This window comes from Streptomyces sp. Rer75 (genome assembly GCF_013414305.1).
GTDB lineage: Bacteria > Actinomycetota > Actinomycetes > Streptomycetales > Streptomycetaceae > Streptomyces > Streptomyces himastatinicus.
In genome coordinates, this window is the sequence record NZ_CP058693.1 from 5,401,821 (window position 1) to 5,417,572 (window position 15,752).

The following is a 15,752-nucleotide window of genomic DNA, read 5'->3' on the forward strand; positions in this document are numbered from 1 at the left end:
GGCTACTCCGCCGACGCGTCGCCGGGAGCGGCCAGCTTCACGCCCACCGTGCGCACCGTGTGCAGATAGCGCGGCTGCTGGGCCGTCTCCCCCAGCTTCCGGCGCAGCCAGGACAGATGGACGTCGACGGTCTTGTCCGCACCGCCCAGCGGCTGCTGCCACACCTCCGCCAGCAGTTCGCGGCGGCTCACCACCTGTCCGGCCCGCCGCGCCAGATGGCACAGCAGGTCGAACTCGCGCGGCGTCAGCTCCACGGCCTCGCCCTCCAGCGTCACCTCCCGCGCCGCGGGCGAGATGACCAGCCCGCCGACCCGGATCGACGGCTCGGGCTCCGGTGCGCCCAGCCGCCGCAGCACGGCCTTGACCCGGGCGTCCAGCTGGGCCGCGCCGAAGGGTTTGACGATGTAGTCGTCCGCGCCGCTGCCCAGCACGGCGACCATGTCGCGCTCCTCGTCCCGCGCCGTCGCGACGATCACCGGTACGTCGCTGACCGCGCGCAGCATGCGCAGCACCTGGGCCCCGTCCACGTCCGGCAGACCGAGGTCGAGCACCACGAGGTCGGGCCGGAGGGTGACGGCCGCGTCCAGCCCGGCCATGCCGGTGGCGGCCGTGGCCACGGCATGGCCGTGGTCGCGCAGCGCGCGCACCAGCGCGCCGCGCAGCTGGGGGTCGTCCTCGACCACGAGCAGGTGGGGCATACGGCCACGGTAACCACGGTGAACTCGTATGAGGGTCGGCCGGTTGGGGGGTTTGTGCGGGTCTTAACCGGGCGTTAAATGACGGTGCGGCAGGCTGGAACGCATGACACCGGCCCGTACCCGCACCAGCGACAGCACGAGCGACGGCGCGGGCGACGGCGCGGACACGGGCGACGGCGGCGGCTCGGCCGACGGCGAGGGCGCGCGGTCCGGCGCGCCCTGGCGCAGCGCGACGGCCGCCCTGCTCTGGGTGTGCGTGCTCGCCGGGGCGGGCCTGCTCGGCGCGTGGGCCCTGACGCACGCGGGACCGGACGCCGATGCCCACGTGTCGGCGCCCCTCGACGACGCCGGGGTACGGCACGAGCTGGCCCGGGAGCGGACCGCGGCCTCGCCCTCGCCGTCGCCGTCCCGGCCGGGCACGCCGAAGGGGCCGCCCGCGCGGCCGTCGGCGGAGGCGGAGACGGACGCCGTCGGCCGCGGCAGCGTGCACTTCGAAGGCGGCAGCGCGTCGGCCGAGTGCCGTCCCGATCCCGCCGAGGGCCATCTGATCTACCTGGTCAGCTGGAGCCCCGCCACCGGCTTCGGCGTCGAGGAGGTCGAACGCGGCCCCGGCCCGGTGGCCTCCGTCGAGATGGAGCCAGACGCGGGCGACCAGGACGACGAGGACGACGTCACCACGGTGCTCACCTGCACGGACGCTGGCCGCCCGGTCGTGGCCCGGGACCAGGACGTGGACGACTGACGGACGCCACCGGCGAGGCCGGTCGGCGGGGACCGCGGGTCGGGGAAGCCCGACACTCTGCCGGGTCGGGCGGCCGAAGCCGTACACCTTGGCGGTGTGCGGCCGGTCCGGGGGCTCCGTACGCTGGGGGCTGCCCCAGACCCGCGAGCGATCAGAGGTAGCGAACGTGTCCGTGCAGCCCACGCACCCCAGCCCCGATCCCGCCGCCGGCGCCGCCGTCAAGGCTGCCGACCGCGCACACGTCTTCCATTCCTGGTCCGCGCAGGGGCTGATCGACCCGCTCGCGGTCGCGGGCGCCGAAGGCTCGTACTTCTGGGACTACGACGGCAACCGCTACCTCGACTTCAGCTGTCAGCTGGTCAACACCAACATCGGCCACCAGCACCCCAAGGTCGTCGCCGCCATCCAGGAGCAGGCGGCGAAGATGTGCACGATCGCGCCCGGCTTCGCCGTGGACGCGCGGTCCGAGGCGGCGCGGCTGGTCGCCGAGCGCACCCCCGGCGACCTCGACAAGATCTTCTTCACCAACGGCGGCGCCGAGGCGGTCGAGAACGCGGTCCGCATGGCCCGGCTGCACACCGGCCGCTCCAAGGTGCTCTCCGCCTACCGCTCGTACCACGGCGCCACCGCCGCCGCGATCAACCTGACCGGGGACCCGCGCCGCTGGCCCTCCGACACCGCCTCGGCCGGTGTCGTCCACTTCTGGGCGCCGTTCCTCTACCGCTCGCCGTTCCACGCCGAGAACGAGGCGCAGGAGTGCGAGCGCGCGCTGCGCCACCTGGAAGACACCATCGCCTACGAGGGCCCGGCGGGCATCGCCGCGATCATCCTGGAGACCATCCCCGGCACCGCCGGGATCATGGTGCCGCCGCCCGGCTATCTGGCCGGGGTCCGGGAGATCTGCGACCGGTACGGGATCGTCTTCATCCTGGACGAGGTCATGGCGGGCTTCGGCCGCACCGGCCACTGGTTCGCGGCCGACCACTTCGGCGTCACCCCGGACCTCCTGACCTTCGCCAAGGGCGTCAACTCCGGCTATGTGCCGCTCGGCGGCGTCGCCATCTCGGCCGAGATCGCCGCCACCTTCGACCAGCGGCCCTACCCGGGCGGCCTCACCTACTCCGGCCACCCGCTGGCCTGCGCCTCCGCCGTCGCCACCATCAACGCGATGGCCGAGGAGGGCATCGTGGAGAACGCGGCCGCGATCGGCGAGAACGTGATCGGCCCGGCCCTGAAGGAGATTGCCGAGCGCCACCCCTCGGTCGGCGAGGTGCGCGGTCTGGGCGTCTTCTGGGCGCTCGATCTGGTCAAGAACAAGGAGACGCGCGAACCGCTCGTCCCGTACAACGCGAGCGGCCCGGCCAACCAGCCCATGGCCGACTTCGCGGCCGCCTGCAAGCGCGGCGGGCTGTGGCCGTTCGTGAACATGAACCGTACGCACGTGGTGCCGCCGTGCACGGTCACCGAGTCCGAGGCCAAGGAGGGTCTGGCGATCCTGGACGAGGCCCTGGGTGCGGCGGACGCCCACACCGTGTAGTCGCGCCCTCACCGTGGCGTCACGTCCCCTTCACGCCCCATAGCCACATATAGCCGTCCGGTGTAGACCACCACCTGACTCTGCGTACTTTGCGCAACGGCCCTCGCATATCGTGATGCGAGGGCCGTCCGCTTCCGGATGACATGACACGACGGCCGCGGAAGGAGACGGTCCTCGATGCCCGTGCCCGGCACCAGCCCGGTCAAGCGGAACACCCTGCGGCAGCAGATCGCCGACGCGCTGTGTGACGAGGTGCTCGCGGGCAGACTGCCGGCGGGGCGGCAGTTCACCGTCAAGGAGATGGCCGACCACTACGGCGTCTCCGCCACTCCGGTCCGCGAGGCCCTGCTCGACCTGTGCTCCCAGGGGCTGCTGGACGTCGAGGAACACCGTGGCTTCAAGGTCCACGAGTTCACCATCAAGGACTTCCGGCACATGGTCGACGCCCGCAGCATGGTCGTCGAGGGGCTGTTCCGGCACGCCGTCGAGCAGACGCTGAGCACCATGACCCCGCAGTCCCTGGCCTCGGTGCGGCGCCGGGCCGAGGCCGCCGAGCGGGCCGCCCGCGGCGGCGACCTCGACATTCTCATCGGCTACGACCTGCGGTTCTGGCGCGAGATATGCGGGCTGGTCGGCAACCCCTACATCACCGACTTCCTCCAGCGGCTGCGGATGCAGACCTGGGTCTTCACCGTGCCCTATCTGCGCCGGGTCCCCGATCTGCGCGGCGAGCTGTGGGCGGGCCACTGCGAGCTGACCGCGGCCGTCACCCGCGGTGACCCCAAGGCCTCCGAGCGGCTCATAGCGGCGTACAACGCGCACTTCCGTGCGCTGATCGAGCGGTTGGTGACCGACGCGCCCTGACGACACCCCTGACGGGGACAGCTGCCGTCAGCGCTCTTCGCGCCGCGTACCCGGGGCACTACGCTGAACCGACCAGCGACCATACGGATACGAGAGTGAGATCGCGTGGCCTGTGACCTCTGGCTGGTCCCCCTTGTCGACGTGCTGTGCCACAGCCCCGACAATCCCTTCGCCGACGAGATCGCAACCTACGACAAGGCACTCGGAGAGGCCGGTCTGCCGCCGGTGCCCGTCCTCGGCTACATGCCGGGCCTGTCCGGGGACGTCGCCCCGGTAGCCGGATTCGACTACGACGCACTCCACTTCCTCCGCCGCGCCTACCTCCTCCAGCTGTGCGGGCTCGCGGTCACCCCGGTCGACGAACTCGGCGGGGACTACGAGCAGTTGCTGGAGATGTTCGAGCCCACGGCCAAGCAGTCGCACCTGGTCTGGCACTACGACCACGCGGGCGCCTACGTCCCCGTCGACTTCCCGGGCCCGCTCGCCAACGACGAACTCATGGAGGGCGGCGGCCCCCTGGGCTCCAGCCACGGGCTGCTGCGCGAACTGGAGGCGGTCGCCCCGGCGCTCGGCATCGACCCGTCCAACCCTCCGGCCGCCCCCACGCCCCCCACCCGGCCGACCAGCCTGGAGGAGCCGGCCGCGCCCGGGCCGTACGAGGACAGCCCGTTCGCCCGGGAACGCCATGTCTGGCTGGGGCTGCACGCGGCCGCGACCCGCAGCCTGAGCCAGGGATCGATGATCCTCTTCAGCTGACCCCTCCAGCCGGCCCCTGACCCCTGCCACGTCCCGCAGGTCAGCGGGGCGGCTCGGGAGGACGCTGCCGCGGCATATTGGGCCGGGCGCTGCCCGGCGGCAGCGGAAAGCGGTGCGCGGGGCTCCCGCTGTCCGGGCGGGAGCCCTGGGCCACCAGCGACTGCGTGAACAGCGAATGGGTGAACAGCGGCGCCGACCCCGAGCCGAAGTCCACCATCCAGCCCGCGGTCTCCGTCCGCACCAGCTCCGACACGTCCTCGCAGAACCGCCGCAGCACCGCGAGGCACCGCTCCACGGCCTCGGACGCGGTGCCCTCGGTCGGGCCCAGCACCTCCCGGACGCTCTCCGACGCCCAGTCGAACTGGAGCGACTCCAGCCGCCGCTGCACCGCCTGCGCCGTGGCCACGTCCCGCATCCAGCCGGACGTCAGCCCGAAGTACCGGTCGCAGCCCACGCACGCGACGGCCAGCAGCAGCGCCAGCGCACCCCACCCGGCGCCGCCGCCCAGCACCCCGGTCAGCTCCAGCAGCGGCAGCACGGCCCCCGCCACCGCCCCCACCGCGGCCCCCGCCCGCAGCGCCCGGGCGGCCCGCCGCTTCCACAGCCGGTCGGCCAGATACCAGGCACCCACCCGGAGCGCGCCCTCCTCGACCCACCGGTACAGCTCGTCGAGCCGCTCGGCGGGCTCCCCCCAGTCGCCGTGCGGGAACGTCCGGCCGAGCAGGTCCTCCCGCGCCCTCGCCCCCTCCTGCCGAGGGAGTTCCTCGGGCTGCATCTCCGGCTGACTCACCCGTGCACTCCCTCTGCGGCGGTGTATCTCCTGGCGCGCGGCTGATGCGCAACGACCATTCCTACCGCCGAACGGCTGGCCACGAGGCCACGATCACGGGTATTCCGCCCATAAGTGGTGGACATCGGATATAGGGCCCCATCCCCGCTCACCCGAAAGAGTGCCCACCCGCCCGGGACCACGGCCCGCCCCCGCCGGAGCGCGGGCGTGGCGGCGGTGCGGGGGCGCGACGGGGGCGCGGGGTCGGCCGGACGGGGGAGGCCGTAGGGTGCCTACCGTGAAGGTCCTCGTCATCGGCGGCGGCGCCCGCGAACACGCCCTGTGCCGCTCCCTCTCCCTCGATCCCGACGTCACCGCACTGCACTGCGCGCCCGGCAACGCCGGTATCGCGGAGGTCGCCGAGCTGCACGCCGTCGATGTCCTCGACGGCACCGCCGTCGCCGACCTGGCCGCCGCGCTGGGGGCCGACCTGGTCGTCGTCGGCCCGGAGGCGCCGCTCGTCGCGGGCGTCGCCGACGCCGTGCGCGCCCGCGGCATCCCGGCCTTCGGGCCGTCCGCCGAGGCGGCGCAGCTGGAGGGGTCGAAGGCGTTCGCGAAGGACGTCATGGCCGCGGCGAACGTGCCCACCGCCCGCGCCTACGTCTGCACCACCCCCGCCGAGGTCGACGAGGCCCTCGACGCCTTCGGCCCGCCCTACGTGGTCAAGGACGACGGTCTCGCCGCGGGCAAGGGCGTCGTGGTGACCGGCGACCTGGCGGCGGCCCGCGAGCACGCGCTGGCCTGCGGCCGCGTGGTGATCGAGGAGTTCCTCGACGGCCCCGAGGTGTCGCTGTTCGCCGTGACCGACGGCGAGACCGTGGTGCCGCTCCAGCCCGCCCAGGACTTCAAGCGGGCGTACGACGGCGACGAGGGCCCGAACACCGGCGGCATGGGCGCCTACTCCCCGCTGCCCTGGGCCGACCCCGCCCTGGTGGACGAGATCGTGTCCACGGTCTGCCAGCCCACCGTCGACGAGCTGCGCCGCCGCGGTACGCCCTTCTCCGGGCTGCTGTACGCGGGGCTCGCGATCACCTCGCGCGGGGTGCGGGTCATCGAGTTCAACGCGCGCTTCGGCGACCCGGAGACCCAGGTCGTGCTGGCCCGGCTGAAGACCCCCCTGGCGGGTCTGCTGAAGGCCGCCGCGACCGGTGCGCTGGCCGCCGAGCCGCCGCTGCGCTGGAGCGACGGCGCCGCGGTGACCGTCGTGATCGCCTCGCACAACTACCCCGGCACCCCGCGCACCGGCGACCCGATCACCGGGCTGGACGAGGTGGCCGCCGAGGACGGGCCCAAGGCGTACGTGCTGCACGCGGGCACCAAGCGGGACGGCGCGTCCGGGGAGGTGCTGAGCGCGGGCGGCCGGGTGCTGTCCGTCACCGCGTCCGGCTCGGACCTGGCCAAGGCCCGGGAGCGGGTGTACCGGGCGGTGTCCCGGATCGGGCTCGACGGCTCGCACCACCGCACCGACATCGCGGCGAAGGCGGCCACGGACAGCGCGGGCGGCGCCTGAGACCGCAGGGCCGCGGAGTTCCCGGTTCTCCCCAAGGCCATTCCATCGGGTGAGGGCTTCCGCATCCTGCTGACGCACGCCCGGCCTCCAACTACTGTGCCGCTCAGGCGAGGTGCGGCAACTGGCCCATCGGCATTGCGGAGCGGGCAGCCGGTGCCACAGTGGGGGGATAGACAACGCCGCCGTCGTCCGCTGTTCAACCACCGGCCGGACAGTAGGGGGTGATGAGAACCGTGGCAGGTCCGGAAGCAGGTGCACTGGCGGCACGCGCCCGTGCCCTCGCCGTACTGCGCATCCGGGGCGCCGCGCTCGCGGTCGCCCTCCTTCCCGCCGCGGTGGCGGTCGTGCTGCTGGCGGGCAGCGCCACCGGGCGCATCGGCGGCGGTTCGCACGACGAGGGCTGGACCGCGCTGCGCTGGGCGGTGGTCGGCGGTGCCCTGCTGGTCCTGCTGCTGGCGGCGGGGGTGGCCGCCGTGGTCGTCCGGGCGAAACCGGCGCTGACCCCCACGGTGCCCATCGCCGAGGAGACGGCCCCTGACCTGTACCGGCTGGTCCGCGACCTGGCGGAGCGGCTGGAGGTGCCCGCGCCGTCCGCCATAGCGCTCACCCCGGACTGCGACAGCTGGCTGGAGGACCGTGCCCATCCGGCGCGCGGCGGCGGTGGCGGCAAGGACCGGCATCCGCCCGAGGAGTCCCGCGCGGAGCACACCGTGGGGCCGCCGGGCGCGGACCGGAAGGAGCGCCGTGCCCCCAGGCCCCCGGTCCTGGTGATCGGATCGCCGTTCCTGTGGTGGATGCGGGTCGCCGAGCTGCGCGCGCTGCTCGCGCCCGTGGTGGCGGGTACCGGCCCCTCCGTCCACCCGGACATAGCCGCCGCCCGCCGCTTCGTGCGCGGGCTGGACGCCGCCGTGGCGGTCGCGGCGTCCCGCGACGACGACCCCGCGAGCGGCGGCGGCACCGGCACCCCGCTCGGCCGGGCCGTCCGCCGCCCCGCCCTCGCCTTCGTCGGCTGGATCGCCCGGCTGCTGCTGCGCGGCTGCCGCGACCACGCCGCCCAGATGGAGCGCGCGGTCGCCGCGGCCGCCTCCGAGCGCGCCCAGGCCGTCGACTACGGGCTGCGGATCGTCGCCCAGGAGCAGGTGGGCCTCGCGTACGCGGGCTGGGACCGGCTGCTGACCCGGGTCGCGCTGCCCGCCTGGCGGATGGGCCGCTGGCCGTCCCGGCTGGACGCGGGCGTGGTGTCGGCGCTGACCGAGCTGTCCCGCCGGGACCGGCTCGCCGAGGGGTTCGCCTCCCGGCTCAGCGAGCGGCCCGCCTGCGATCTGCTGGAGGAGCCCGGCCTGATCGACGAGGCCACCTCGCTGCTGGCGGCGCGGCTCTTCCACGGCGGCCCGCCGGAGCCGGGCCCGGACTGGTCCCCGGTCGACTGGGGGCAGTATCCGGAGGAGGTCGTGGACCGCAAGTGGCGTCAGGAGGCGGCCCGCCTCCACCGGGTCCTCGACGGGCGCACGGACCCCTCCGGCCCGCCGCCGGCCCCCGCGAGCACCCCCACCCCGCCGACCCTGGCCCGGGTCATGGACCGGCTCACCGCCACCGCCCCCGAAGGCACCGGCACCGGGGGCGACGGGCTCGGCGAGGACCTGGCGGCCCGGCTCACCGTGGAGCTGGCCCGCGAGGAGGCCGCCGCCCACCGGGCCACCGCACAGGCCCGTCAGGCCCGTACGGCGGAGGGCGCGGGCGGTGACCCCTGGATCGACGGGTTCGCGCCGCTGCTCCCGCTCCAGCCGCCCCGTACCGGCCGTGAGCTGCTCGCCGACCATGTGACGGCGATGGTCTGCTGCGCCGCCGTGGACACCGCGGGCGCGGCTCCCGGCCTCGACTGGCTCGACGGTCCGGCGCTGCTGGTGGCCGGCCGCCGCCGCGCCGACCTGTCCCATCCGGTGCTGACCCTGGTGGAGGACGGGGACGCGGCCCCGCTGCGCAGCTGGCTCGCCGAGGTCGGCGTCCGCCCCGAGAAGCCGGTGCGGCTCGTCTGAACTCGTCCGAACGCATCCGAACCAATACGGATTCGTCGCTTCCAGTAGGTATCGTCCGGAAAATTCACGACGATCGGTGACGGAGTGGGTGCGTAATGTGATGTGCTGGGACCGGTCGCTGCCACCCGGCCCAGCGGACCGGGCCACCAGCCCGGTTCACCGACCGACCCGCGGACCCGGACCCACAAGGTCCGGACCGGCGGGACGGGAACGCACGGCAGCGAGGCGACGGGACGCCGCCGGGGCACGCAGGGAGGGGAACGAGGATGGGGACGGACCAGATCCGGCGCTGGGAGTCCGGGGCGCTGGCCCACGCGGTGACGGATCCTTTCGGCCAGGGACCGCTGCCCTGGCTGCGCACCAGCGAGAACTACTTCGACGACACGGGCCATGTGGTCCCCTGGTACGTGGACCAGGCCCACGCCCCCGGGACCACGGTCAGGATCCCCGGCCCGCGCACCGCCGACGACGTGCGCCGCCAGATCAAGGGCTTCACCTCGACCTCCGCCGCCGCCCCCGGCGAGGCCATCGACTTCCGCATCACGGTCGACCCGCCGCAGCAGTTCGGCGTGGACATCTACCGCATCGGCCACTACGGCGGCGACGGCGCGTCGAAGATCACCACCAGTCCGCGGCTGTCCGGCATCGTGCAGCCGCCGCCGCTCACCGCCGACCGCACCGTCTCCTGCCACCACTGGTGGCTGTCCTGGCGGCTCCAGATCCCCTCGTACTGGAAGCTCGGGGCGTATGTGGCCGTGCTCACCACCGTGGACGGCTACCGCAGCCACATCCCGTTCACGGTCCGCGACACCCGCCCCGCCGATCTGCTCCTGGTCCTCCCCGACTTCACCTGGCAGGCGTACAACCTCTACCCGGAGGACGGCCGCACCGGCGCCAGCCTCTACCACGCCTGGGACGAGCAGGGGAAGCTGCTCGGGGAGTCCGAGGCGGCCGTCACGGTCTCCTTCGACCGGCCGTACGCGGGTGCGGGGCTGCCGCTGCACGTGGGCCACGCGTACGACTTCATCCGCTGGGCCGAGCGCTACGGGTACGACCTCGCCTACGCCGAGACCCGCGATCTGCACGCCGGCGGCGTCGACCCCACCCGCTACCGCGGCCTGGTCTTCCCCGGCCACGACGAGTACTGGTCGGCCGCGATGCGGCGCACCGTCGAGCGGGCCCGGGACAGCGGCACCTCGCTGGTCTTCCTCTCCGCGAACACCATGTACTGGCAGGTCGAGCTGGCCCCCTCGCCCTCCGGCCCGGACCGGCTGCTGACCTGCCGCAAGCGGCGCGGCCCCGGCCGTGCCGCACTGTGGCGCGAGTCGGCGCCCGAGCAGCAGCTGATCGGCATCCAGTACGCGGGCCGGGTGCCCGAACCGCGGCCGCTGATCGTGCGCAACGGCGGCCACTGGCTGTGGGAGGCCACCGGGGCGGCCGAGGGCGACGAGCTGCCCGGGCTGGTCGCGGGCGAGGCCGACCGCTACTTCCCGCGCACCCCGCTGCCCGAGCACCTGCGCCGGATCCTGCTCGCCCACTCCCCGTACGAGGACGGCGAGGGCACCACCCGGCACCAGGACACCTCCCTCTACCGCGCCCCCAGTGGCGCCCTGGTGTTCGCCTCCGGCACCTTCGCCTGGTCTCCGGCGCTGGACCGGCCGGGGCATAGGGACGAGCGGGTGCAGCGGGCCACGGCGAACCTCCTGGACCGCATCTGCAAGCGGGGTTGATGTGGCGGTCCGGCTCGGGCGGGTCGGTGCTGGTGGTGGTTCGGGTGTGCGCCGCAGGCGGATGGGTGGCGCCCTGGTGTTCGCCTCCGGCACCTTCGCCTGGTCTCCGGCGCTGGACCGGCCGGGGCATAGGGACGAGCGGGTGCAGCGGGCCACGGCGAACCTCCTGGACCGCATCTGCAAGCGGGGATGACGTGGGGCAGAATCGTGGTGGCTTGGACAGAACCACCAGGAGGAAGCGTGTCCGGATTCGTCGAAAAGCCCGAACCGGTCGAGGTTCCGGGCCTTGAGCACCTGCACACCGGCAAGGTGCGCGACCTCTACCGGACCGAACAGGGCGATCTCGTCATGGTCGCCAGCGACCGGATGTCCGCGTACGACTGGGTGCTGCCCACCGAGATCCCCGACAAGGGCCGGGTCCTCACCCAGCTCTCCCTGTGGTGGTTCGACCTGCTCGCCGACCTGGTCCCGCACCACGTGCTGTCCACCGAGCTGCCCCCCGGCGCCCCGGCCGACTGGCAGGGCCGCACCCTGGTGTGCCGCTCGCTGCGGATGATCCCGGTCGAGGCCGTGGCCCGCGGCTACCTCACCGGCTCGGGCCTCGCCGAGTACGAGCGCAGCCGCACGGTCTGCGGTCTCGCCCTGCCCGAGGGGCTGACCGACGGCTCCGAGCTGCCCACCCCGATCTTCACCCCGGCGACCAAGGCCGAGGTCGGCGAGCACGACGAGAACGTGTCGTACGAGGAGGTCGCCCGCCGGATCGGCGCCGAGCCCGCCGCCAACCTGCGCCAGACCACCCTCGCGGTGTACGCCAGGGCCCGCGACATCGCCCGGGAGCGGGGCATCATCCTCGCCGACACCAAGTTCGAGTTCGGCTACGCGGCGGCGACCGCGGACACCGAGGGCGCCGAGCTGGTCCTCGCCGACGAGGTGCTGACCCCCGACTCGTCCCGCTTCTGGCCCGCCGACACCTGGCAGCCGGGCCGCGCCCAGCCGTCCTTCGACAAGCAGTTCGTGCGCGACTGGCTGACCTCCCCGGCCTCCGGCTGGGACCGCCACGGCGAGCAGCCCCCGCCGCCGCTCCCGGCGGAGGTCGTGGAGCAGACGCGGGCGAAGTACGTGGAGGCGTACGAGCGGCTGACCGGCATCAGCTGGTAGGCGGCATACGCCAAGGGCCCCGGTCGCATCGACCGGGGCCCTTGATCTGGAGCGGACGACGAGGCTCGAACTCGCGACCTCAACCTTGGCAAGGTTGCGCTCTACCAACTGAGCTACGTCCGCCTGCACCGCTCGGTTTCCCGTCGGCGCGCCTCCACTATAACCAAACCTCCGGCCGTCGCCACCACCGCCGGGAACAAACCCCCACAAGCTGCCCCACACGTGCCCCACGCCGCTACAGCCAGCCCCGCTCGCGCGCCCTGCGCACCGCCGCGTGGCGGTTCTCGGCGTGCAGCTTCGCCGCCGCCGCGGACAGATAGTTCCGTACCGTCCCCGGGGACAGCGCCGCCCGCCGGGCGATCTCCGCGACGGACGCCCCGTCCGCCGCCAGGTCCAGCAGCTCCGTCTCGCGCGCGGTGAGCGGGGAGTCGCCCGCGCTGATCGCGTCCGCGGCCAGGTCGGGGTCCACGTACCGGCTGCCGCCGTGCACCGCCCGGATGATCTCGGCGAGCTGCTGCGCCGAGGCGGTCTTCGGTACGAACCCCCGCGCCCCCGCCTCCAGCGCCCGCTTGAGGTGGCCCGGCTTGCCGTGGCTGGTCACGATCATGGTGCGGCAGTCCGGCAGCTCGGACCGCAGCGCCGCCGCGACCCCGACCCCGTCCGTGCCCGGCATCTGGAGGTCGAGCACCGCCACATCGGGCCGGTGCGCCCGCGCCATCGCCAGCGCCTCCGGGCCGGAGGCGGCCTCGGCGACCACCAGCAGATCGTCCTCCAGGGACAGCAGTGCGGCGAGCGCACCGCGGATCAGATGCTCGTCGTCGGCGAGCAGCACCCGGATCACCCCGCCGTCGTTCACGCGGTGCCCTCCAGTGGGAGTTCGGCCCGCAGCCGGTACGTCCCTACGCCGTCGCCGGGACCGGACTCCAGCGTGCCGCCGAGCGCCGCGAGCCTTTCCCGCAGCCCCTTGAGCCCGCTGCCGTCGCCTGGTCCGGTCCCGGCTCCGTCCCCGGTACCGGCCCCCGTTCCGGTCCGGAGTTCCGTGGGCACCCCGTCGTTCTCCATCTCCAGCACCGCCGTCCCCGCCTGTACCCGGACGCGGACGGCACACCGTCCGGCGTCCGCGTGCCGCAGCACGTTCGTCGTCCCCTCCCGGACCACCCACCCCAGCGCGGACCGCACCGCCTCGGGCAGCGGCGGCCCGCCGTCGGCCTCGGCCGGGAAGTCGACGCGGCAGTCGACCCGGGCGGCGCGCAGCACCGAGCGCGCCCCGGCCAGCTCCACCTGGAGATCCGCTTCCCGGTAGCCGCGCACCACGCCCCGGACCTCCATCTGGGTCTCGTGCGCGATCCGCTGCACCTCCACCATCTGCGTCACGGCCTCGGGCCGCTCCCGCCGGGCCAGTTGCACCGCCAGCTCGCTCTTGAGGGCGATCACCGCCAGGTTCCGTCCCATCACATCGTGCAGATCGCGGCCGAACCGCAGCCGTTCCTCCGCGACCGCCAGCCGCGCCTGCACCTCCCGGCTGGCGTCCACTTCGTACATCACCTGGAGCATCCATCCCGAGCAGCGGGTCGAGAACAGGCACAGCGCACTGGTGCAGAGGACTCCGATGAACGTCCCCACCGAGGCGGCGGCTCCCGGGTGGACGGCTGCCTCCGCCAGGGCCAGTACCGCCGCGAGCCCCGTGTGCACGGCGAAGAAGGTACGGACCGGCAGCAGCAGCGCGTACACCATGGCGAACGGCCCCACGTTGAGCACGGCGGTCCGGATGGCCGTCCCCGCGCCGTACGGCCCGCCGGTCGCCTGGAGCACCACCCCGGCGGCCAGCCCCGCCACCGTCAGCGCGGCGGCGAGCGCGGGCAGCCGACGGCCCATCGGGCGTTCGCGCAGATAGTGGTCGAGCCCCCGCCGCAACAGCGGGACGGCGACCACGTTCTGAGCAACGGCCAGCCCGACCAGCGACCACACCAGCGCGGGTGGCGCGTTCCGCAGCCCCGCGGCCAGCTCGCCGACCACGGAGACGGTCACGAACCACGGCACCACGTACAGTGACCACCGGGTGAACAGTTCCACCCGCATCAGCCGCGCCGCCCCGCGCCATCGCCGTATCACGACCCCGTACCCCCCCTCGTTCGGTCAGCGCCGCGGTTCCCAGGGGAACCGCTTTCGCACGGCCCACCCTGCCAGCACCGTCCAGGCCAGCGCCGTCGCGAGGGTGCCCAGGGCGTCGACCGCGCTCATGTCCCCGGTCCAGCCGGCCCGTACGAGGTCGACCACCGGGGTCAGCGGCAACAGCTCGCACACCGAGGCGACCTGGTCCGGCATCACGTCGAGCGGCACGAACAGACCGGAGCCCACCATCGAGATCATCATCATCGGCACCGGGGTCAGCTGCGCGGACTCCGAGGTCTTGGTGAACGCGGCGGTCGCGGCGGCCAGCATCATCATCTGCACCACGCCGACCGCGAACCCGACGACGGCCAGATACGGGGCCTTCGGCGCGGACACGTCGAGCGCGACGCTCACCGAGCCCACCAGCAGCACGCATTGCGCGAGTCCGAGCAGGACGGCGGGGAGCGCGGCCCCGGACAGGATCTCCGGATCGGTCAGCTCCCCGGCGCGCAGCCGCTTGAGGACCAAGTCCTCACGGCGGATCACATAGACGCCGACGAGGTTCATGTAGACGGCCAGCACCAGGGCCATGCCGATCGAACCGGGCAGCAGCAGGGTGCCCAGGTCCAGCCCGGTGCCCTTCAGATCGACGCCCTCGACCGCCGTCTTCATGCTGTACGTGAGCATGCCGGGCAGCACCAGCGCGTACGTCAGCGCGGCCTTGTTGCGGGCCAGCAGGGTCAGTTCGCCGCGGGCCAGCGCGAACACCCGCCCCCGTGCGGCCGTCGGTGCCGTGGTGGTCGTCGTGCTCACGGTGTCTCCCCCTGTGCCGTGTCGACGGTGCTCGCGATGTGCAGGAACGCCTCCTCCAGCGAGGCCGACCGGGCGTCGAGCCCGCCGAGCCCGATCCGCCGCTCCCGCGCCCACAGCAGCACCTCGGTCGCGGTGTGCTGGAGGTCGCGGGTGCGCAGCCGTACGGCCTGGCCCACCGAGTCCCGTTCGAGGGCGCCCAGTGCGGCGGGCGGGGGCAGGTCGTCGGTGGAGACGCCGTCGGGCAGGGTGAAGGCGAGGTGCGAGGGACGTTCGGCCACGATGTCCGCGACCCGGCCGGAGGTGGCGATCCGCCCCGCGTGCATGATCGCGAGCCGGTCGGCCAGCGCCTCGGCCTCCTCCAGGTAGTGGGTGGTCAGCAGCACCGTGGTGCCCTGGTCGCGCAGCGTCCGCACCAGTTCCCAGGTGTCCCGTCGGCCCTCCGCGTCCAGACCGGTCGTCGGCTCGTCGAGGAAGAGCACCTCGGGGCGGCCGAGCAGGGCCAGCGCCAGGTCCAGTCGGCGCCGCTCGCCGCCGGAGAGCATCTTGACCCGTACGTCCGCCCGGCCGGCCAGCCCCACCAGGCCCAGGCTCTCCCGGACGGGCATGGCGCCGCTGGTGCACCCCGCCCACATCCGCGCGGTCTCGGCGACGGTCAGCTCGGGCGGGAGGCCGCCTTCCTGGAGCATCATCCCGATCCGCGGCCGCACCTTCCCCCGCTCCCGGTACGGGTCGTGGCCGAGGACCCGCACCGCGCCGCCGGTCGGGGCGGCGAGCCCCTCCAGCAGTTCGACGGTGGAGGTCTTGCCCGCGCCGTTCGTGCCCAGCAGGGCGAACAGCTCACCGCGCGCCACCGAGAACGAGATGCCCCGTACCGCGTCGAACCCCCGGCTCCCGCTCGGCCCGTATCTCCGCCGCAGCCCGTCGACCGCGATCGCGCTCTCTTTCACATCCATGGCTCCAGGCTTTC

Annotated in this window: 15 protein-coding genes and 1 tRNA gene; 9 read left to right on the forward strand and 7 right to left on the reverse strand. The window is 73.8% G+C overall.

What is annotated here, in order from left to right; genetic code table 11:
* Nucleotides 1–2: 2 nt before the first annotated feature.
* Nucleotides 3–698, reverse strand: a complete 696-nt coding sequence (locus tag HYQ63_RS23050) for a response regulator transcription factor (protein ID WP_179935673.1) — start codon at nt 696–698, stop codon at nt 3–5.
* Nucleotides 699–801: 103 nt separating this feature from the next.
* On the opposite strand from HYQ63_RS23050, the gene HYQ63_RS23055 reads away from it, so the two are divergent.
* From HYQ63_RS23055 to HYQ63_RS23070, 4 genes are all read left to right on the forward strand, one after another.
* Entirely contained in the window at nt 802–1,440 is a 639-nt protein-coding gene (locus HYQ63_RS23055; protein WP_179935674.1) for a hypothetical protein, read from the forward strand.
* Nucleotides 1,441–1,606: 166 nt separating this feature from the next.
* The gene (locus HYQ63_RS23060; protein WP_179935675.1) at nt 1,607–2,977 is read left to right on the forward strand and encodes an aspartate aminotransferase family protein; all 1,371 of its coding nucleotides are present in this window, start codon (nt 1,607–1,609) and stop codon (nt 2,975–2,977) included.
* Nucleotides 2,978–3,154: 177 nt separating this feature from the next.
* Nucleotides 3,155–3,841, forward strand: coding sequence for a GntR family transcriptional regulator (locus tag HYQ63_RS23065; RefSeq protein WP_179935676.1), 687 nt, complete (start codon nt 3,155–3,157; stop codon nt 3,839–3,841).
* Nucleotides 3,842–3,946: 105 nt separating this feature from the next.
* Nucleotides 3,947–4,597, forward strand: a complete 651-nt coding sequence (locus HYQ63_RS23070) for a hypothetical protein (protein WP_009716232.1) — start codon at nt 3,947–3,949, stop codon at nt 4,595–4,597.
* Between the two features lie 40 nt (nt 4,598–4,637).
* On the opposite strand, the gene HYQ63_RS23075 is transcribed toward HYQ63_RS23070, so the two are convergent.
* Nucleotides 4,638–5,387, reverse strand: coding sequence for an SLATT domain-containing protein (locus tag HYQ63_RS23075; protein WP_179935677.1), 750 nt, complete (start codon nt 5,385–5,387; stop codon nt 4,638–4,640).
* Nucleotides 5,388–5,664: 277 nt separating this feature from the next.
* Here HYQ63_RS23075 and purD point away from each other — a divergent pair, with 277 nt between their 5' ends.
* The 5 genes from purD to HYQ63_RS23100 all read left to right on the forward strand — a co-directional run bounded on the left by purD (nt 5,665) and on the right by HYQ63_RS23100 (nt 11,860).
* On the forward strand, nt 5,665–6,936 hold the full coding sequence (purD, locus tag HYQ63_RS23080) for a phosphoribosylamine--glycine ligase (RefSeq protein WP_179940402.1): 1,272 nt from the start codon (nt 5,665–5,667) through the stop codon (nt 6,934–6,936).
* A 224-nt stretch (nt 6,937–7,160) separates the two neighbouring features.
* Nucleotides 7,161–8,972: a hypothetical protein gene (locus HYQ63_RS23085; RefSeq protein ID WP_179935678.1), complete on the forward strand. Its 1,812-nt coding sequence runs from the start codon at nt 7,161–7,163 to the stop codon at nt 8,970–8,972.
* Between the two features lie 266 nt (nt 8,973–9,238).
* Complete coding sequence (locus tag HYQ63_RS23090; protein WP_179935679.1) at nt 9,239–10,702, forward strand: N,N-dimethylformamidase beta subunit family domain-containing protein; 1,464 nt, start codon at nt 9,239–9,241, stop codon at nt 10,700–10,702.
* Nucleotides 10,703–10,748: 46 nt separating this feature from the next.
* Nucleotides 10,749–10,895 carry a hypothetical protein gene (locus tag HYQ63_RS23095; RefSeq protein WP_179931902.1) on the forward strand — a complete coding sequence of 49 codons (147 nt, stop codon included), beginning with the start codon at nt 10,749–10,751 and terminating at the stop codon, nt 10,893–10,895.
* A gap of 47 nt (nt 10,896–10,942) precedes the next feature.
* Nucleotides 10,943–11,860 (forward strand): phosphoribosylaminoimidazolesuccinocarboxamide synthase, encoded by a 918-nt coding sequence (locus HYQ63_RS23100; RefSeq protein ID WP_179935680.1) that lies wholly within the window; start codon nt 10,943–10,945, stop codon nt 11,858–11,860.
* A 47-nt stretch (nt 11,861–11,907) separates the two neighbouring features.
* Here HYQ63_RS23100 and HYQ63_RS23105 read toward each other — a convergent pair.
* The 5 genes from HYQ63_RS23105 to HYQ63_RS23125 form a co-directional block, all read right to left on the reverse strand.
* Nucleotides 11,908–11,983, reverse strand: a tRNA-Gly gene (locus tag HYQ63_RS23105).
* A gap of 112 nt (nt 11,984–12,095) precedes the next feature.
* Nucleotides 12,096–12,716: a response regulator transcription factor gene (locus HYQ63_RS23110; RefSeq protein WP_257232025.1), complete on the reverse strand. Its 621-nt coding sequence runs from the start codon at nt 12,714–12,716 to the stop codon at nt 12,096–12,098.
* Nucleotides 12,713–13,972 carry a sensor histidine kinase gene (locus HYQ63_RS23115; RefSeq protein WP_179935681.1) on the reverse strand — a complete coding sequence of 420 codons (1,260 nt, stop codon included), beginning with the start codon at nt 13,970–13,972 and terminating at the stop codon, nt 12,713–12,715. The genes HYQ63_RS23110 and HYQ63_RS23115 overlap by 4 nt, the downstream gene beginning before the upstream one ends.
* A 24-nt stretch (nt 13,973–13,996) precedes the next feature.
* Entirely contained in the window at nt 13,997–14,785 is a 789-nt protein-coding gene (locus HYQ63_RS23120; RefSeq protein ID WP_179935682.1) for an ABC transporter permease, read from the reverse strand.
* The gene (locus HYQ63_RS23125; RefSeq protein WP_179935683.1) at nt 14,782–15,738 is read right to left on the reverse strand and encodes an ABC transporter ATP-binding protein; all 957 of its coding nucleotides are present in this window, start codon (nt 15,736–15,738) and stop codon (nt 14,782–14,784) included. Before HYQ63_RS23125 ends, HYQ63_RS23120 begins: the two co-directional genes overlap by 4 nt.
* Nucleotides 15,739–15,752 lie beyond the last annotated feature (14 nt).